This window comes from Acinetobacter sp. X9, from assembly GCF_054889255.1.
Map to the genome: position 1 here is coordinate 686,695 of NZ_CM142679.1, position 19,564 is coordinate 706,258.

A 19,564-nucleotide genomic window follows, 5' to 3' on the forward strand; every position below is an offset into this window, starting at 1 on the left:
CTTTTAGAGAATGGCCACTTATAGCTTATTCGTCTAGAAAAACTGTGAAATTTTCAACAGGTTCTCTAGGTGTAATAAAGGTATTTACAATATGATTAGGGTCAGCATGGCCTAACGCAATTGCACATACTAGTTCTTCATCATCTGATGCACCCACTATATCTAAAACAATAGGGTGAAAATGATTCCAAGCTGCTTGTGGGCATGTATCTAAGCCACGTGCCTTGGCAGCGACCATCACGTTTTGGATCATCATTGCGATATCCATTTTAGAACCGATTCCCATAGTTTTATTTACGGTAAAGAAAAGGCCGACTGGTGCATCGAACAATTTAAAATTACGTAGCTGCTGTTCAGCCATTTTTTCTTTTTCGCCCTTTTTGATTTCGAGTAAACCATAGAGTCCCCAACCATTTTCGCGGCGGCGGTCAATAAAAGGGGATATCCATTTTTCTGGGTAATAGGCAAAAGTTTCTTTATATCGTTCTGCAAGTTCAGGATTTTTTGAAACTTCAATTTGTGCAGCACAGACACGTTCAACTATTTCATCACGCTTTTTACCTGTGACCACATAGACTTTCCATGGTTGGGTGTTCGTTCCAGAAGGTGCTCGACTTGCGACTCGTAATATATCTTTAATGACTTCTGGCTCAATTGGAGTATTTAAAAAAGCGCGGACAGAATGTCGAGAAGTGATAGCTTCATCAACGAGACGAACTTGTTCCAGATTCATGCGTACTCCTATATCTTTTCTTAAATACTTCATACTTTTTTGAAGTTTAATTTCATGTTTTGAAAGTACTTCATTTATAAGCAAAAAATATTAGAAAAGGGATATCCTTAAAGATATGATGATGTGTTTAGTTTGGATATAATGTCTAATTAACTCTAATGTGAATATGCCACTTTAGATCTAAATAGACAAAAAAGTATGATGTTTTTGACTATAAAAATAAATTTATAGCATCAGTTGGATTAAAAATCACTCAATTGAAAAAAAGGTATAATATGTTTAAAAACAGTACAAAACAGATGATTTTGGATAAAAAATAATCGGAAATAACATAAATTTTTAATGAAAAACATACACAAAATTTTAAATTTCTGCATAATACCGACTTTTTTACGCAGGTATGATTTCTCCATACTCATGTTAGGAAAGAAATGGCTGCATACAAAATCCCTTTACAAAAAGGATTTGGATGTAGAAATGGAGAAATACACGAGGAATAAGGAGCTTTACATGAGTTTACCGCTCATCAACAAGCAGTTCATGAAACAAGGATTGGCGATTACCATTGCAACCATGAAAATGAACGTAACTCACGCAACTACTGAGCCACAAGAAATACAACAGCTTGGTACAGATCTAAATGCACTCTTCTCCAATCAGAGGGAAAAGGGCGCAGATAGCCGCGTTATGGCGATGGCTCGTTACAGTCTTTGAAATTCATATCCATTTTAGACATTCGCTCTCAAGTATATGTAAATATGCTTATTGGCTTAAATCCAGATTTTTATAACTCGATTAATTGATGGGAATCATTAAGCGAGCTGATTTAGCGGTGGTCATTTGTTAGTTTCCAAGTTTGTAGCCGAGTCGATGCATTCTGTTCACCCAAATGGGAATATGTTCAGTGGTGCGATGAATTCATTTTATCTGAAGGGTGCTTTCTCTCATGCGACCTTCAAAGGCTTAGTGCTGGGCATTATGTTGCTTAAACTTGTGACGTTAATTGCTATTCAAGTGACATTAAAAGTTTTTTCTTAAATGTACTGAAGAAGTCCCTATTTTGAGGGGCTTTTTTGTTTATTGCAGTATTTTGGCTTGTGCTATTAGCACATTAGCAAGAACGTAAGCGGACCGAGTATGAATGAACAACTCAATGCCACACTGATGTCGTGGGTACAATTTTTTAATGATCCTTTATGGGATTTTCTGGTTATTTTCTTGCTGGCTGTCGGTATTTTTTATACGGTCTTAACAGGGGCAGTGCAGATTCGCATGTTCTTGCAAAGTATCCGTGTCATGAAAAGCAGCCGTACAGAAGGCGAAGATGAGCATGGACTTACACCTTTCCAAGCGTTTGTAACGGGTCTTGCGAGCCGTGTTGGGGTGGGTAACATTGCAGGTGTGGCAATTGCGATCGCAATTGGTGGTCCTGGTGCTGTGTTCTGGATGTGGGTAACTGCTGTACTTGGTATGAGTTCTGCTTTTATTGAGTCTACACTTGCTCAGCTTTTTAAAGTTAGAGATAGCAAGTCTAAACAGTTTCGCGGTGGACCAGCTTACTACATTACCCAAGGTTTACGCAGTAAAACCTTTGGTGTGGTTTTCGCACTAGCACTCATCTTTACATATGGTTTTGTATTCAACTCAGTCCAAATTAATGCGATTGCTAATGCTTCTTCACATGCTTGGGGTTGGGACAAAGCTAATCTTATTGCTCATTTAGGTGGGGTTGATCTAGAAATTTCATGGGTTGGTCTTGCGCTTGTCGTTATGGTTGCATTGGCAATTTTTGGTGGTATTAAGCGTATCGCTAAATTTGCGGAGATGTTTGTACCTTTAAAAGCGGGACTTTATCTAGCCGTTGCTCTCTATATTGCAATTAGTAACTATGCAATTTTGCCGGATATTTTAAAGCTGATTGTGACTGAAGCTTTCCAATTCAATGCTGCGGCAGGTGGTTTCTTTGGTGCTGCTGTATCTATGGCAATGATGCAAGGTATTAAGCGTGGTTTGTTCTCAAACGAAGCAGGTATGGGTTCTGCGCCAAACGCAGCTGCTGCATCTGATGTAAAACATCCTGTAAACCAAGGTTTAGTACAAATGCTTGGTGTATTCGTAGATACGTTCATTGTATGTACAAGTACCGCAATCATCATCTTAGTTTCTGGCGTTTACCAAGACGCAGGTTTTGTTGGTGTTGAATTAACACAACGTGCCTTAGAAACTCAAGTTGGGCATTGGGGATCTGATTTCCTAGCTGTTCTATTATTCTTATTCTGTTATTCAGCTGTACTAGGTAACTATGCCTATGCAGAAGGTAATGTACAGTTTATTAATAACAACCCGAAAGTCATGTTCATCTTCCGTATTTTCGTATTGGTGATGGTGTACTTCGGTGCAATCGGTAGTGTTCCACTCGTTTGGTCTATGGCTGACTTATTTATGGGTATTATGGCAACCATTAACTTGATTGCGATCTTACTGTTAACGCCAATGGCACGTACTTTGTTAAAAGATTACCGTGAGCAATTGAAACGAGGCATCAAAGAGCCTGAGTTTAAAATTGACAAGTATCCGGAATTGAAGAAAAAAGTTGATTCAGATATCTGGTAATTTTCAAAAGGCCTCTTATACATAAGGGGCCTTTTTCATGTAGGTGATGAATAAAATACTTGAGTCTAAATTTTAAACATGACAAATTAAATAAATTCACTACAGCTTTTCACGAAAGTAGCAACTAAAATTGCAATCCGAACTTAAACCTCATAGTGCGAAGATGGGCCATGAAACAGCTTAAATTGTGGGTTCTCGGACTCTCTATGGTGTTGGCAGGATGCCAGACCACCACACACTTGTCTGCTGCTCTAAAACCGCAAACGACAGAAGCTTATGCTCGTCCTGTCGATCAACCTTTTGCAAGAATTAAAAAAATGCAAAAACGTCCTGTTGTTGCGCTTGTATTGGGTAGCGGTGGGGCACGAGGTTATGCTCATATAGGGGTGATTGAAGTTTTAGAACAACATGGTATTCGCCCAGATTTTATTGTAGGTACGAGTGCGGGTAGTATTGTTGGGGCAATTTATGCGAGTGGTAAAACACCTGCTGAACTGCGTGATACTGCCTTAAAAATGAAAGCTGGCGATGTCCGTGATATTAGTATCGGTTTAAAAGGCTTTTTTGATGGCAAAAAAGTAGAGAACTACGTTAACCAGCAAGTAAATAATATGCCACTCGAAAAAATGAAGATTCCAATGTATGTGGTGGCAACTGAACTGAAGCATGGCACTAAGACCGTATTTAACTACGGCAATACTGGGCAAGCCGTGAGAGCCTCTGCTTCGATTCCGAGTATGTTTGTGCCGACTAAAATTGGTAAATCTGAATATGTTGATGGCGGCTTAGTGAGTCCTGTGCCAGTTGAAGTGGCTCGTGATTTAGGTGCTGATGTCATTATTGCAGTTGATATTCTAGCTCAACCTATTTACACAGAAACTTCGAATGTCTGGGGACTGTTTAATCAGAATATTAATATTATGCAAGGACGTTTGGCAGCAGAAGAATTGCAATATGCAGATGTTGTTATTCAGCCAGATTTAAGAGAAAAAGCACATATTTTTGATGTCAAAGGCCGTGAAGCTACTATGAAATCTGGTATAGATGCAGCTAATGCCAAGCTTTCTGATATTCAGTTTGCTATTGATGAAAAAATAGCTGAACACAATATGTCTACGGAAGGCTTGAGTGCTCAAAGCCAATAAATAAACGTTAATATTCTGAAAATTAAATAAAAAGCCCACAAAGGGCTTTTTTTATGGAAGTCTAAATCTTCAATTTTTGGAATAAAATTTTTTGTATATTAGAGACATGTTGGATATGCTGAAAACTCTAATGGTCAATATGAAATATTGTTGCCGTTTTTTAAAAATAATTGATTTGTAGTGTATTGAGGCTGACTGGATAAATGATACAGCAACAGGTTAAAAATGGCTTTCCAACATTAGATGATGTTCATGCTGCCGCAGAGCGTTTGGAAGGTTTAGTTGTAAAAACTCCCTTTGTTTTCTCAGAAACCATTTCTAAAACCTTAGGGGCTGAGATGTGGTTGAAATTTGAAAACTTACAATTTACAGCTTCATTTAAAGAGCGGGGGGCTCTAAATAAACTGTTGTGTTTATCTGAGCAAGAAAAGCAACATGGTGTTATTGCAGCTTCGGCAGGCAACCACGCCCAAGGTGTAGCCTACCACGCTCAGCGGACAGGTGTGACCGCGACCATTGTGATGCCGAAATCGACACCAAACGTTAAGGTACAACGAGTACGTGAGTATGGTGCACGCGTTATTTTGCATGGGCAGGACTTTTCGGAAGCTGCTGCTGAAATGCACCGTGTTGCACAAGAAGAATCTTTAACGATTATCCACCCATTTGATGATGCTGAAATTATTGCAGGTCAGGGAACCATTGCGCTAGAAATGCTTGCGGCTGTGCCTGATCTGGATATTCTAGTTGTGCCAATTGGTGGTGGTGGTTTAATTTCTGGTATTGCAATTGCTGCTAAAGCGATCAATCCAAAAATTAAAATTATTGGGGTGCAATCAGTTGTATACCCAAGTATGGCAAAACTACTTTGTAATTATCAACATGCCGTTTCAATGGGCTCTACAGTTGCTGAAGGTATTGCGGTAAAAACTCCAGGTGAGCTTACGACCCAAGTTGCTAAAGAACATGTTGATGACATTGTCGTTGTCACTGAAGACATGATTGAAGAGGCTATTGCACTATTACTTAATATTGAAAAAACAGTATGTGAAGGAGCAGGGGCAACAGGTATTGCTGCAATTATGTCGCGCCCTGATCTGTTTTTAGGTCATAAATTAGGTGTGGTTCTGTCAGGTGGCAATATTGATACACGTGTTATGGTCTCTGTATTACAACGCCATTTAACTCGTACAGGCCGTATGGTTCGTATTCGTGTTGAATTACCTGATAATCCGGGTGCCTTAGCTCGTTTAACAGCCATTATTGCTGAGCAGGGCGGTAATATTTATGAGCTGCGTCATGAACGCTTTGCGGCAACAAGCCGTGCCAAAGAAAGCGCTGTGAGTGTTGATGTCGAATTAAAAAGTGCCTCGGACCTAGATTTGCTTATTCAAGCAATGCAATTAGAAGGCTATATTGTTCGTAAGGAAGAGATTTAATCTCTGATATCACTGTGTTATAAAAGCTGTATATGGCTCTATCAAGAGTCATATACAAGGTAATTTAAATGGATTAAATTGCCAAAAAAGGGATTAATTTACAAAAAAACGATCAAATCCTTCAATGGAACAGGAAAAACTGACAATTCTCTAAACTTTACCCTTCACAATTTTAAGGTTTAGGTTTTAGTATTCCTTTCATTGTAAATTTGAAGAAATATAGGGATATCCACGCTCAATGTTCAAATCATTTTTTCCATCACCAAGGTATTTCTTTATATCTGCGGTCATTTGGATCGCGCTCAATATGGTGCTCTGGTATTCAGGTGGAAACACGTGGGGAACTTTTATCGGGTTTCCTCAAGGCTATCATGATGCTCAACTACCAGTGGGTGTGAGCCGTTTTTGGTCTCCAACTTTCTTATGGTTTTATGTCTGGTTTTTAGTCTCTACTGCGCTCTTTGCTGGATTTTGGAAAATTGTTTCTAATAATCCATGGCAGGGTTGGTCAGTGTGGGGTTCCGCATTTATTTTATTCAATATCTGGTTTAGCGTTCAGGTTAGTGTAGCTGTTAATGCATGGTATGGGCCTTTTTATAATCTCATTCAAAGTATGTTAGATCACGGTGGTGGTGATATTAATAAACTTTATATGGGAACAGTTACATTTCTTTTAATTGCGATGGTCGGTGTGACTTTAGCTGTTATTAATGCTTTTTTTGCTAGTCATTATGTATTCCGCTGGCGTACAGCAATGAATGAATATTACACAGAGCATTGGGAAAAGCTTCGTCATATCGAGGGGGCTTCACAGCGTGTTCAAGAAGATACCATGCGTTTCGCCTCTGTTTTAGAAGATCTGGGAGTAAATTTTGTTAAGGCTATAATGGTTTTAATTGCCTTTTTACCTATTCTTTTTGAACTTTCTAAACAAGTTAAAGTACTACCTATTGTAGGTGAAATTGATCATTCATTGGTCTGGGCTGCAATTGTATGGGCTGTTTTTGGTACTGTTCTATTAATGGTTGTTGGTATTAAATTACCTGGTTTACAGTTTAATAACCAGAAGGTAGAAGCGGCTTATCGTAAAGAGTTGGTTTATGGCGAAGACTATGAAGAACGGGCACAGCCAAAGACATTAAAAGAATTATTCTCAAAAGTCAGATTTAATTATTTTCGATTATACCTTCATTACTCTTATTTCAACCTAGTCAGTATCTGGTATCTACAATTAGATATTTTATATAGCTTGGTTGTTTTATTTCCGTCTATTGCAGCAGGCAAAATGACATTAGGCTTAATTACGCAAATTAGTAATGTTTTTGATAAAGTCCGTGAATCATTCCAATATTTAATTAGTTCATGGAAAACGATTATTGAACTGCTTTCAATTTATAAGCGTTTAAGAATATTTGAGAAAATTTTAAATTAAAAAGTAATCATCGCTCTGTAAGATGCCTTGGTTCAAGTCAAGGCATCTTTAGAATATTAAGTATTTAGTAGAATAAAAGATTTGGTAAGTTTCTTTGTTTATAATTTTGATTTATATAAAAATATATTTTTGAAAATATTATATTTTCGCGGTATAAAACTTGCTTCTATATTGGTTTTAATTTTGCCATTCGCTTAATTAATAAAAAATAATCACTTTAAACCATTGTTTTAGATCATTAAATATTTAAATATGAGGTTAAGTCTTTGAAATCTATTTTACTTAAAAGTGCTCTTACGATTGCACTTATGACTTCTGCTAATTTGGTACGTGCGGAATTAGTAACAAATTCTCAAATCAAAAAAATATCAGGTATAGATCAACAATATATTGATTCCTCTATTAATGAAAAGAACGATTTTTATTCACATGTAAATGGTATTTGGTTAAAAAATACTGAAATCCCAGCTGATAAAGCAAGTTGGGGAGCTTTTAATCAGCTCCGTGAGTTATCAATCACCCAAGTACATGGAATTGTAGAAGAGCTATCTGGTCAAAAGTGGGTGGATGGTAGTTTAGAGCAGAAAATAGCTACTCTATATGCTAGCTTTATGGATGAAAAAAGTATTGAGAAGCAAGGTGTTAGTCCTCTAAAAAATGAGATAAATCAAATTGATAAATTGAAAAATAAGAATCAAATTGCAATTTTAATGGCACATTTTGCTCGTATTGATGTCAATAGCCCAATCCGTCTAAGCATTGAACAGGATATGAAACAATCTACTGAAATGGTGGCTGGGTTGGAGCAAAGTGGTTTGGGTCTACCTGACCGTGATTATTATTTGAAAGATGATAAAAAATTTATTGAAACTCGTGCACAGTATTTAAAGTATATTGAAAAAACTTTAACACTTGCTGGAGACTCGCAAGCCGCGCAACATGCTCAGGAAATCTTAAAACTTGAAACTCAGTTAGCACGAATACAGTGGAGCAACGTTCAAAACCGCGATCTTGCAAAACGCTACAATAAATATAAACTCGCAGATTTGTATAAATTGACCCCTGCATTTGATTGGCAAGGTTATCTAACTGCAACTGAATTAAAAGGAAAAATTGATACTATTCAGGTAAATCAGCCAGACTACTTTCAGGGCTTAAATACAATTATTCAAGATACACCCTTAGATATATGGAAAGCTTATTTTAAATTGCATTTGATAAATAATTTTTCTCCATTATTAAATAGCGCTTTTGTAGATAATAAATTTGATTTTTATAACAAGACACTTCGAGATATTACTGAACAAGAAACACGTTGGAAGCGGGGTGTACAGCTTGTTGATAAGATTCTGGGAGATGGTATTGGCAAACTGTATGTTGAAAAATACTTTCCTGCTGAGAAAAAACAACAGATGGAATTATTGGTTCAAAATCTGATTCGTGCTTATGACCAAAGCATTACAGAATTGGACTGGATGAGTCCTGCGACGAAAATACAAGCTCGTAAAAAGCTTTCTCACATGTCAATAAAGATCGGTTATCCAAAAAAGTGGCGTAATTATTCTGGTCTGCACATCGCTAAAAATGATTTAGTTGGAAATATAATTCGTGCAAGTGAGTTTAGATACCAATATGAACTTAATAAATTGGGTAAGCCGGTTGATCGTGATGAATGGTATATGAAACCACAAACGGTGAATGCTTATTACAATCCATCATTGAATGAAATTGTATTTCCAGCAGCGATATTACAACCACCTTTTTTTAATATAAAGGCAGATGATGCAGTGAACTATGGTGGTATAGGTGCTGTGATTGGCCATGAAATTAGTCATGGCTTTGATGATCAGGGTAGTCAGTTTGATGAATTGGGCAATATGAGAAACTGGTGGAATGCTGAAGATCATCAGCATTTTAAAGCTAAAACACAAGCGTTGATTGAACAATATAATCGTTATGAACCGATTACTGGTTATCATGTTAATGGTGAATTGACATTAGGGGAAAATATTGCAGATAACTCCGGGTTAGCAATTGCCTATAAGGCTTATCAAATTGCATTAGATGGTAAGCCAGCCCCTGTAATTGATGGACGGACTGGTGAGCAACGTTTTTATATGGGGTGGGCTCAAGTTTGGCGTGCGAAAACCCGCGAAGCTCAAGCGATTATCTATTTAAAAACTGATCCTCATTCCCCTGATAAAGTGCGTGGCAATGGAGCTTTAATGAATCAAAAACCATTTTATGAGGCTTTTAAAATAAACGAAGATGATCAGATGTATTTACCACCAGAGAAGCGGGTAACTATTTGGTGATTAAGAAAACCCGCGAAAGCGGGTTTTCTTATTAAGTATTGGATTAGTGCGTTGCATTATAAAAATTAAGGATAGGGCCAACTAAAGATTGTTGGGATTTATCTAAGGTGACTTGAATTTCTTTATAGTTAAAAGTGTCTTCATCATAATATTTGGCAATGCCATGGGTTTTATTGTTCACTTGTGGAATTTGATAACTAAAAAAAGCCACTTTTTTAGATGGGTGAACAATATGGATGAGTTTTTTAGGATCTTTAAATCCGCCAAATTCATTTTCCAGACTTTCTTTTAATAGCTCAGGAAAATAAAGCGTTGCATTGGGTAAGCCACATCCAACGCAAAATGAAGAGTCGTAAAGTTCTATTGCTTGCTTCTGATCTGGACTCATTATTAGAGCAAAACCAGTTCCATTTGCACCTGCATTTGCCTGCACGTCGTGCCAATTTTTGGGAACAAGTACTAAACCTGTTTCAGGTAATGTAAGAAGCTTGAGTTGCTTGGCATGTTGAGCATCAAGTTTAAAATTAAAACGGCAACTTTTAGGTCTACAGGTTTCAAAGTCTTTAAGTAAACCATTCTCTGTGGGACTTTGTGCTGTAACACCATAAAAAGGGACTGTAATACCGTTTAAAAATTTTGCCTCTCCTAGAGAATAGAACTGATTATCTGCTTTGCGGGTCGCAGCAGAGCTATAAAATTTGGGGAAATGGGGAGTAAAGCTTTTTACTTCTGCATAAGCAGATGAGGTTAGACAGGTAAATGCAGTAAATAATAAAAAATTCAGTTTTTTCATTTTTAGAAAGTAATCAATTTAAATCTTATATAAATCTAACATATTCTTTTAAACTAGACGGTAACTCAAAATTTAACGCTATTGTTAACTTCATAATAAAACAGACGTGTAGAGACATGAAAAAATGAAAAATATACTTTCAATTGGTTGTTTGGCAGTAATAAGTTCTTATAGTTTTGCTCAAGAAATCAAAGGTATTTCATTTTCTCACCAAGAGTGGGAAATCTCTTGCAGTAATACAGGCACCTGTAAGGCAGCAGGTTATCAAAACGAGGAAAATGGTGACAATCCTGCTTCAATTTTATTAACACGTAAAGCTGGCCCAAAACAACCTGTGCAGATTGAATTTGCTTTGTCAGACTATGAACAAAGCATGCCAGCAAACCAGCTTAAAAATATTCATTTTTATATAAATGGCAAAGATTTAGGCGCTGTGAGTGTAGATGGTACTGAGTTACCACTTATGGGTAAACTCAACAGCTCGCAAGTCAATGCTGTACTACAGCAATCCAAACAGAAGACCGAAATTTTATTTAAAAATGCGCAGCATGAATGGAAAATTTCCGATGCTGGAATGACCGCTGTGTTATTAAAAATGGATGATTTTCAGAAGCGTATCGGAACTGTTGGGGCTTTGGTTAAAAAAGGCAGCGCCAATGAAACCAAAGTGCTTATGCCTGAGCCAAAACTACTTGTTAAACGTATTAAGACTTCAAACAAACCTTATTTAACTTTACAGCCTAAGAGTAAACAGTACCAAGCAATATACCGTAGTTTGATGGCTGCGAAACCGAATCCGAAAGAAGACGGCTTTTGTGAAGGTGTTTATGGTGGTAATAGCGATGGAGCTGAACCACAGAAAATTGAGCTATATAAACTAACCAATAAGAAAGTTTTGGCGACTACGTTGTGCTGGAGAGGCGCCTATAACGAAGGATATGGTGCTTGGGTACTAGATGAATCCTTAAATGATAAGGCCTCATTTGTGACTGAGTCTGCTTCAGATTTTGATAGCGGTATGATCAGTAGTGCTCAAAAGGGAAGAGGCATTGGAGACTGCTGGGTAAGTGAAGAATGGGTGTGGGATGGCAAGAGTTTTGTGCATACTAAGAATATGTGGACAGGTATGTGCAAAGGCTTGGCAGCAGGTGGGGTGTGGGAGCTTGATCGAATAGAGTCTGTGGTGAAATAAGTATTTTGCGGTTACAGAGTCATAACAGGTAACTTTAGTGACTCTGTGATAAAAAGAACAGATTGTTTATTGGAGCTAGACCTATGTCACGTCATCTTTACACTATTGCTCGCCGTAAGTTTTCACATCTGAGTCGTTCAATATGTGTGGCTGCTGCAGTGTTGGGAACTACCCAAATTGCGATGGCTGGCCCAACGGTTGATCAGTTAAGTGACTGTCTGGTTAAAGCAACAACTGCCTCTGACAAAACTACTGTACTTCAATGGACATTTACGGCTTTAGCAGCTCATCCCGATTTAAAAGCATTTAGTAATGTAACGCCTGAGCAAAAGGATCAGTTAGATCAAAAACTGGCACAGGTTTTACAACGTGTGATTGTTGAGCAATGTTCAACCCAAACTAAAGCTGTGATTCAGGCTGAAGGTGTGAAAGCAGTTGGAGAAGCTTTTCAACAGTTAGGTCAAAGTGCGGGTGAAGATATTGTTAAAGACCCGGCCGTTAAACAGCAGTTGCAGGGCACATTGCGTTATATCGACTTAAATAAATTAGTGACGACGTTTTTAACACCAGAGATTTGGAATAAATTAGGGATTACAAGATAAAAATCTAGTTTTTTTATTTTATTAATAAAGCCTGCTATCTAAGTGCAGGCTTTATTGTATTTGGGATAAAGAGATCTCTTTAGATCGTAATTGTAGCCCCTAAAACTTTCACAAATTGAGCTAACCAAGCTGGATGTGCAGGCCAAGCTGGTGCTGTCACTAAATGTCCATCTGTAACGGCTTCAGTCACGGCAATGTCTGCATATTGTCCACCTGCCAGTTTTACTTCGGCCGCACATGCTGGGTAAGCTGAGCAAAGGCGGTCTTTTAACACATCTGCCGCAGCAAGTAACTGAGCACCGTGACATACAGCTGCAATTGGTTTTTTCACTCTATCAAACTCACGTACAATTTCAATAACACGTTCATTCATACGTAAATACTCTGGTGCACGGCCACCAGGAATCACTAGACCTACATAGTCTTCGGTATTAATGGCATCAAAATCATAGTTAATCGCGAAGTTGTGACCACGTTTTTCGCTATAAGTTTGCTCGCCTTCAAAATCATGAATAGCAGTCGCAATATGGTCGCCGTTCTTTTTATTCGGGCAAACAGCATGTACGGTATAACCTAAACCAGTTAAAAACTGAAAAGGAACCATAGTTTCATAGTCTTCGGCATAGTCACCGACCAACATTAAAATCTTTTTAGACATGATTTATCTCACTTTTTAAAATATAAGTTATCTAAATTCTTAATTTAAATTAGCACAGTCATTGAGTAATTTTTTAGGAAAAAAGTGCATTCTTTAGTCGAAGGGTGCTTGAGAAGGATATAAAAAAGCCCCGATAAATCGAGGCTTTTTGTTGAGTTGGCTAGTCAAATTAACCAATCAAGTTTTTCATTAATTCATTTACTTGAGCAGGGTTGGCTTTACCCTTAGAAGCTTTCATAACTTGACCAACAAGACCGTTAAAGGCTTTTTCTTTACCAGATTTGTACTCTTCAACCATTTTTTCATTGGCTGCAAGTACTTCTTTAATGATCGCTTCAATTGCACCTGTGTCAGTTTCTTGCTTTAAGCCTTTTTCCGCAATAATGTCATCGGCAGATTTACCTTCCGATTCCCACATAAAGCCAAAGACTTGTTTTGCAATCTTACCGCTAATGGTGTTATCAACAATACGTGCAATCATGGCGCCAAGCTGTTCAGCAGAAACAGGTGAATCAGCCAAATCTAAGCCTGCTTTGTTTAATGCACCAGAGAATTCGCCCATCACCCAGTTTGCTGATACTTTACCTTGCTTCGCACCACCAGCAGCAGCCACAACAGCTTCATAGAAGTCCGCCATTTCGCGTGAGAGCGTAAGTACATGTGCATCGTACTCAGTTACACCAAAGTCTGCGATAAAGCGCGCACGGCGAGCAGCAGGCAACTCTGGAAGTGCAGCGCGAGCAGCTTCGATTTGCTCATCTGCAATAATTACAGGTAACAAGTCTGGATCTGGGAAGTAGCGGTAATCGTTTGCTTCTTCTTTAGAACGCATTGAACGCGTTTCCATTTTGTTTGGATCGAACAAACGAGTTTCTTGGTCAATCTCACCGCCCCATTCCAAAATTTCCATTTGGCGTTCAATTTCAACATTGATCGCTTGCTCAATGAAACGGAATGAGTTGAGGTTTTTCAGCTCACAGCGCGTACCAAAAGGTTGGCCCGGACGGCGTAAAGATACGTTACAGTCCGCACGGAATGAACCTTCTGCCATGTTACCGTCAGAAATACCTAACCAACGTACCAGCGTGTGAATCGCTTTGATATAAGCAACAGCTTCTTCAACCGAACGCATGTCAGGTTCAGAAACGATTTCAAGCAAAGGTGTACCAGCACGGTTTAAGTCAATGCCAGACATACCTTCAAATTGGTCGTGTACAGATTTACCAGCATCTTCTTCAAGGTGAGCACGAGTTACGCCAATACGTTTAGTCGTACCATCTTCAAGTTGGATGTCAATGTGACCCAAGCCCACAATCGGGTTGTCCATTTGGCTAATTTGGTAGCCTTTTGGAGAGTCAGGGTAGAAGTAGTTTTTACGCGCAAACACAGATGCTTGATCGATATAGGCATCAATCCCTAAACCAAAGCGAATAGCAAGATCAACTACTTTTTCATTTAAAACAGGCAATACACCTGGCATCGCCAAATCTACTAGGCTCGCTTGTGTATTTGGGTCTTGACCAAATTCAGTTGATGAACCTGAGAAAATTTTAGAATTGGTTGCAAGCTGAGTGTGAATCTCGATACCAATAACGACTTCCCAACCGTCAATCAATTTCAACTTTTGAGCTTCAGCCATTATGCATTCTCCTCAGCAATTGCCGCACGTTGAGTATGGAAATCGGTGTTTTGTTGGTATTGATGAACAATCGACAACAGTTGTGATTCTGACCAATAGTTACCAATCAACTGTAAGCCTACAGGTAAGCTGTCTTTATCAAAACCAACTGGAGCATTAATTGCTGGTAAGCCTGCTAAGTTCACTGCAAGTGTATAGATATCGCCTAAATACATTTCAGTTGGACTTAAGTTCGCACCAATTTTATATGCAGTTGTTGGTGCAGCAGGAGCCGCAATCACATCCACATTTTCAAATGCTTTTAAGAAGTCTTGTTGAATTAAACGACGTACTTTTTGTGCTTTCACATAGTAAGCATCGTAATAACCCGCAGAAAGCGCGTAAGTACCAATTAAGATACGACGTTGAACTTCTGGACCGAAACCTTCTGAACGTGAGCGTTTGTAAAGATCCATCAAATCAGCTGGGTTTTCACAGCGGTAGCCGTAACGAACACCATCGTAACGAGATAAGTTAGATGATGCTTCTGCTGGCGCGATGAGGTAATACGTTGGAACATAGGCTTCAGTCATGTTGAGATCGATCTCAACAAGTATTGCACCCATTTCTTCAAGCTTTTTCAATGATTCTTCAACACGAGCTTTTACGTCTGCATCTAAACCTGCAACGTTAAAGTACTGTTTAGGAATACCAATGCGTAGACCTTTTACAGATGTGTTGTTTAAGTTTGCAACGTAGTCATCAACTTCTTTTTTAACCGAAGTCGAGTCTTTTGCATCGTGACCTGCAATTACATTCATTAAGTAAGCACAGTCTTCGGCAGAACGAGCCATCGGACCTGCTTGGTCTAAAGATGATGCATAAGCAATGATCCCGAAACGAGATACACGACCATAGGTTGGTTTTAAGCCCGTTAAGCCACAGAATGATGCAGGTTGGCGGATTGAACCACCTGTGTCAGTACCTGTTGCAAAAGGTGCTAAATCAGCCGCTACAGCCGCAGCAGAACCACCTGATGAGCCACCAGGAACGTGGTCGAGTGCCCAGGGGTTACTTGTTGCGCCAACATACGAGCTTTCAGAAGTTGAACCCATCGCAAACTCATCCATGTTCACTTTACCTAAAGTGACAAGACCAGCTGCTTTAGTTTTTTCAACAACAGTTGCATCGTATGGAGAGATGAAGTTGTCTAGTATTTTTGAACCGGCAGTTGTTTTAATGCCTTTGGTACAAAAGATATCTTTATGCGCAAGAGGAATACCCGTTAAAGCTGTTGCATTACCTGCTTTTAATGCAGCATCGGCAGCGTCGGCTTCAGCAAGAGCTTGTTCAGGCGTAACCGTCACGTAGCTTTTTACCAGTGGGTCAATTTTAGCAATACGTTTTAAATAGTGTTCAGTCAGTTCGCGAGATGAAAACTTCGCTTGGCTTAAGCCCTCAGCAAGTTCACGAATTGATAAGCGATGTAAATCAGTCATGAGTAAAATTTCTTTACATTCAAAATAGGGAAGATGGGTTAATTGAGTAAAAGTTATTCAATCACGCGAGGAACAAGATACAAACCATCTTGAGTTGCAGGCGCAACTGCTTGGTATTCATCTCGATGATTGCTTTCAGTTACCACATCAGCACGTAAAGGTTGAGGATTGTCAAAAGGACTTTTCAAAGGTTCTACGCCTTCCGTATCAATGCCTTTTAAGGTTTCCATCATGCCTAAAATTTTATTTAGACTTTGAGCATATTCAGCAGATTGCGTATCATTGAGCGACAATCGAGCAAGATTGGCGATTGCTGAAACTGTTTGTGCATTTAAATCTGCTGAATGCTGTGCATCCGATGTAGACATAACATCACCTAATCAGTATTAAAAATTTTCAAAATATCGTGCGTTATAATAAGCGATTGACTTGTTCAAATCATCACATTTAGTTTAAAGTTGCCACCTTGCATCCACATGAAAGTTTAACTGAGAACGAACCGTGATTCTAAAACGACTAATTGGCTTGTTTTCGCCGGATCTAGCCATTGATTTAGGTACAGCAAATACACTTATTTATGCACCAGGCCGCGGCATTATATTAAATGAACCAACAGTTGTGGCAATTCGTCACAGTGGTTCACAAAAAATTGTTGCTGCTGTAGGTCTAGATGCTAAGCAAATGCTGGGCCGTACGCCTGCGAATATTTCTGCAATTCGTCCAATGAAAGACGGTGTAATTGCGGATTTTGAAGTGACTGAAACCATGTTGAATCAGTTTATTGGTAAAGTTCACGAAAAACGTTTGTTCCCACCTGCACCTCGTGTAGTTGTATGTGTACCATGTAAATCAACTTTGGTCGAGCGTCGTGCGATTCGAGAAGCAGTATTTAATGCTGGTGCCCGTGATGTTCGTTTGATTGAAGAGCCTATGGCAGCAGCAATTGGCGCAGGTATGCCAGTTGAACAAGCATGTGGTTCTATGGTTGTGGATGTTGGTGGCGGTACAACAGAAATTGCAATTATTTCATTGCAAGGTTGTGTTTATGCTGACTCTTTACGCATCGGCGGCGATGTTTTTGATGAGCAAATCATCAATTATGTTCGTAAAGCTCACGGTTGTGTAATCGGTGAAACCACTGCTGAAATTATTAAAAAAGAAGTCGGTATGGCTGTTTCTGATGGTACAACATTAGAAATCGAAGTACGTGGTCGTAACCTTGCAGAAGGTGTGCCTCGTGCAATTACCGTAACTTCTGACGAAATTACTCAAGCTATTTCTGATCCGTTACAAAGTATTGTAAGTGCTGTGAAATCTGCTCTTGAGCAAACTCCTCCTGAACTTTCTTCTGATATTGCTGAGCGCGGTATTGTGTTGACAGGTGGTGGTGCGCTACTTCGTAACCTTGACAAGTTATTGGCTCAAGAAACTGGTTTACCAGTTGTTGTTGCTGAAGATCCTCTTACTTGCGTAACCCGTGGTGGTGGTAAAGTATTAGAATTCTTCGACAACCCGAACCATGACATGCTTTTCGTCGGTTAAGTTTAAGGATTAGGCGGTGCAACCGAATATTTTTTCAAGACAGCCGCCATCTTTCCGCTCGTTCATTATTGCGGTTATTACATGTTTGGTTGTGCTGTTCTTTGATTGGCGCATGCCTTATGTAATTCAGCCAGCAAGGGATGTCTTGTACGCTGCATATAACCCAATTTATGCATTGGCTAGTTATCCGGTACTATCGAGAGAATGGCTGAATCAACAAACAAAATCTGAAGCTCAACTGCGTCGTGAAAATACCGCGATGCAGGCTGAGCTTTTACAAGCTCAAGTCCGCTTACAGAAACTTTCTGAACTGTCAGCTGAAAATACCCGTTTACGAGGACTTCTTGATACCCCATTAATTATTGATGGTCGTATGGAAATTGCCGAAGTGATTGGAACAGATGCAGACCCATTACGTCATATCATCATTATTAACCGCGGCTCTATGGACCATCTAAAGGTCGGTCAAACGGTTTTGGATGATAAAGGTATTATGGGGCAGATCATTAATGTATATCCTCATAGCTCACGCGTGATGTTGTTATCAGATAAAGAACATTCACTGTCGGTACGTCTTGAGCGTACTGGAATGCGGGCAATTGTTTCTGGTACAGGTGATTTGGGCCGTTTAAAAATGGAATATGTCCCGACCAGTGCGAATATTCAGGCGGGTGATAAAGTGTTTAGCTCAGGCTTGGGTGAACATTTCCCAGCAGGTTACGCAGTGGGTACAGTTGCCAAAATAAAACGCCATAATTCAGGTGAGTTTGCTGAAATTGATGTAACACCATCAGCACAATTAGCAACAGGGCATCATGTAGTTGTACTTTTCTCTGAATCATTAGCGAAGGAGCAGCCATATGCCGATCGCTAAACTTAAACGAGAAAAGCGTAAAGATCCATTATGGGGAATTATTCTCTCCGTTATTGTGGGTTCTGTACTCATGGTTTATCCGCTATCCTATGATATTTCAGGATGGCGGCCACTGTTCATGTTAATGATCATGCTATTTTGGGTAGTATGCCAGCCAACATGGTGTGGGGTCTGGTTTGCATTTGGGATGGGGATTTTTACAGACTTACTGCTTGATGCACCTTTAGGACTCAATGCCTTAAGTTTTGTAATTGTGACTTTTCTTACCCGTTTTTTAATTCGGGAACGCCGTATTTTAACTTTTGTTAATTTATGGACGATAGCAACATTGGTCATTATTGCCCATTTAGCATTTATGTGGGTAACACAGACGATGGGTGGAATTCATTTTTCAATTGCTAGACATTGGCAACCTTTGATGACAAGTATCATCACATGGCCGGTCGTCTATTATTGTTTGGCAAAATGGCGCATATAGTTTTAGCATCTAGCTCTCCTCGTCGGAAGGAGCTGTTGCAACAGCTAGGCTTAGATTTTGAAATCTATAGTCCTGACATTGATGAGTCTGTTCATGAAAATGAGCTGGTTCATCACTATGTTGAACGGTTGGCTAGAGAAAAAGCTCAAACTGTATTGAAGCTTTTTCCAGAAGCTATTGTTATTGCTGCCGATACAAGTCTGGGACTTGATGGTCAAATTATTGGTAAGCCTGAATCGAAAAATCATGCCTTTGAAATCTGGAAACAATTATCTGGACGTTGGCATGATGTGTTTTCGGGACTGTGTGTTGCGACTCAACAACAGATGTTAAGTCAGGTAGTGCAAACACAAGTTGAGTTTCAGCGCCTGACTACACAGGATATGGAAGATTATTGGACCACGGGTGAGCCTGTTGGAAAAGCGGGTGGATATGCAATTCAAGGAATTGCCTCGCAATATATTCCCCAAATTCAAGGAAGTTATAGTAATGTGGTAGGACTTCCTTTATACGAATTTGCACAGTTATTCAAAAGAGTAAAGACATAAGGGGTTGTTATCATTCTTCATTGAATAGCATTGTCGATGAACACTAGACAACGTTAAAGTTAACAGCTTCTCTGACTCTTTAA

General features: G+C 39.1%; 19 protein-coding genes. 13 read left to right on the forward strand and 6 right to left on the reverse strand.

What is annotated here, in order from left to right; all coding sequences use genetic code 11:
• Positions 1-25: 25 nt before the first annotated feature.
• Positions 26-733, reverse strand: a complete 708-nt coding sequence (locus tag ACYU0V_RS03420) for a nitroreductase (RefSeq protein WP_199977930.1) — start codon at positions 731-733, stop codon at positions 26-28.
• A gap of 510 nt (positions 734-1,243) precedes the next feature.
• Between ACYU0V_RS03420 and ACYU0V_RS03425 the strand changes: the two genes are divergently transcribed.
• The 7 genes from ACYU0V_RS03425 (at position 1,244) to ACYU0V_RS03455 (ending at position 9,677) form a co-directional block, all read left to right on the forward strand.
• The gene (locus tag ACYU0V_RS03425; RefSeq protein WP_005064392.1) at positions 1,244-1,447 is read left to right on the forward strand and encodes a hypothetical protein; all 204 of its coding nucleotides are present in this window, start codon (positions 1,244-1,246) and stop codon (positions 1,445-1,447) included.
• Between the two features lie 183 nt (positions 1,448-1,630).
• Positions 1,631-1,771, forward strand: a complete 141-nt coding sequence (locus ACYU0V_RS03430; RefSeq protein ID WP_086265163.1) for a hypothetical protein — start codon at positions 1,631-1,633, stop codon at positions 1,769-1,771.
• Positions 1,772-1,870: 99 nt separating this feature from the next.
• Positions 1,871-3,346, forward strand: a complete 1,476-nt coding sequence (locus ACYU0V_RS03435; protein WP_005064394.1) for an alanine/glycine:cation symporter family protein — start codon at positions 1,871-1,873, stop codon at positions 3,344-3,346.
• A 170-nt stretch (positions 3,347-3,516) separates the two neighbouring features.
• Positions 3,517-4,491, forward strand: a complete 975-nt coding sequence (locus tag ACYU0V_RS03440; protein WP_033850753.1) for a patatin-like phospholipase family protein — start codon at positions 3,517-3,519, stop codon at positions 4,489-4,491.
• 203 nt (positions 4,492-4,694) lie between these two features.
• Positions 4,695-5,930, forward strand: coding sequence for a threonine ammonia-lyase (locus tag ACYU0V_RS03445; protein ID WP_461849047.1), 1,236 nt, complete (start codon positions 4,695-4,697; stop codon positions 5,928-5,930).
• 238 nt (positions 5,931-6,168) lie between these two features.
• A complete protein-coding gene (sbmA, locus tag ACYU0V_RS03450) occupies positions 6,169-7,362 on the forward strand; it encodes a peptide antibiotic transporter SbmA (protein WP_461849049.1) in 1,194 nt (397 codons plus the stop codon).
• 266 nt (positions 7,363-7,628) lie between these two features.
• The gene (locus ACYU0V_RS03455) at positions 7,629-9,677 is read left to right on the forward strand and encodes a M13 family metallopeptidase (protein WP_461849051.1); all 2,049 of its coding nucleotides are present in this window, start codon (positions 7,629-7,631) and stop codon (positions 9,675-9,677) included.
• Positions 9,678-9,720: 43 nt separating this feature from the next.
• On the opposite strand, the gene ACYU0V_RS03460 is transcribed toward ACYU0V_RS03455, so the two are convergent.
• Positions 9,721-10,470: a DUF4850 domain-containing protein gene (locus ACYU0V_RS03460; protein WP_461849053.1), complete on the reverse strand. Its 750-nt coding sequence runs from the start codon at positions 10,468-10,470 to the stop codon at positions 9,721-9,723.
• A 124-nt stretch (positions 10,471-10,594) separates the two neighbouring features.
• Between ACYU0V_RS03460 and ACYU0V_RS03465 the strand changes: the two genes are divergently transcribed.
• Complete coding sequence (locus ACYU0V_RS03465; protein WP_461849054.1) at positions 10,595-11,662, forward strand: DUF1176 domain-containing protein; 1,068 nt, start codon at positions 10,595-10,597, stop codon at positions 11,660-11,662.
• Positions 11,663-11,745: 83 nt separating this feature from the next.
• Entirely contained in the window at positions 11,746-12,264 is a 519-nt protein-coding gene (locus ACYU0V_RS03470; protein WP_445405761.1) for a hypothetical protein, read from the forward strand.
• A 79-nt stretch (positions 12,265-12,343) separates the two neighbouring features.
• Here ACYU0V_RS03470 and ACYU0V_RS03475 read toward each other — a convergent pair whose 3' ends face one another.
• From ACYU0V_RS03475 to gatC, 4 genes are all read right to left on the reverse strand, one after another.
• Complete coding sequence (locus tag ACYU0V_RS03475) at positions 12,344-12,922, reverse strand: DJ-1/PfpI family protein (RefSeq protein ID WP_216076521.1); 579 nt, start codon at positions 12,920-12,922, stop codon at positions 12,344-12,346.
• A gap of 169 nt (positions 12,923-13,091) precedes the next feature.
• Positions 13,092-14,561: an Asp-tRNA(Asn)/Glu-tRNA(Gln) amidotransferase subunit GatB gene (gene gatB / locus ACYU0V_RS03480; RefSeq protein ID WP_461849056.1), complete on the reverse strand. Its 1,470-nt coding sequence runs from the start codon at positions 14,559-14,561 to the stop codon at positions 13,092-13,094.
• The gene (gatA, locus tag ACYU0V_RS03485; protein ID WP_461849058.1) at positions 14,561-16,039 is read right to left on the reverse strand and encodes an Asp-tRNA(Asn)/Glu-tRNA(Gln) amidotransferase subunit GatA; all 1,479 of its coding nucleotides are present in this window, start codon (positions 16,037-16,039) and stop codon (positions 14,561-14,563) included. The genes gatB and gatA overlap by 1 nt, the downstream gene beginning before the upstream one ends.
• Before the next feature lie 53 nt (positions 16,040-16,092).
• Complete coding sequence (gene gatC / locus ACYU0V_RS03490) at positions 16,093-16,407, reverse strand: Asp-tRNA(Asn)/Glu-tRNA(Gln) amidotransferase subunit GatC (protein WP_000107699.1); 315 nt, start codon at positions 16,405-16,407, stop codon at positions 16,093-16,095.
• A 133-nt stretch (positions 16,408-16,540) separates the two neighbouring features.
• On the opposite strand from gatC, the gene ACYU0V_RS03495 reads away from it, so the two are divergent.
• From ACYU0V_RS03495 to ACYU0V_RS03510, 4 genes are read left to right on the forward strand one after another with little or no spacing between them, the layout of a single operon-like run.
• Positions 16,541-17,581 (forward strand): rod shape-determining protein, encoded by a 1,041-nt coding sequence (locus ACYU0V_RS03495; protein ID WP_000601379.1) that lies wholly within the window; start codon positions 16,541-16,543, stop codon positions 17,579-17,581.
• 16 nt (positions 17,582-17,597) lie between these two features.
• Positions 17,598-18,455, forward strand: coding sequence for a rod shape-determining protein MreC (gene mreC / locus ACYU0V_RS03500; protein WP_161282936.1), 858 nt, complete (start codon positions 17,598-17,600; stop codon positions 18,453-18,455).
• Complete coding sequence (gene mreD, locus ACYU0V_RS03505; RefSeq protein ID WP_002116279.1) at positions 18,442-18,933, forward strand: rod shape-determining protein MreD; 492 nt, start codon at positions 18,442-18,444, stop codon at positions 18,931-18,933. The genes mreC and mreD overlap by 14 nt, the downstream gene beginning before the upstream one ends.
• Positions 18,921-19,481, forward strand: coding sequence for a Maf-like protein (locus tag ACYU0V_RS03510; RefSeq protein ID WP_025465969.1), 561 nt, complete (start codon positions 18,921-18,923; stop codon positions 19,479-19,481). Before mreD ends, ACYU0V_RS03510 begins: the two co-directional genes overlap by 13 nt.
• The last annotated feature ends 83 nt before the right edge of the window (positions 19,482-19,564 follow it).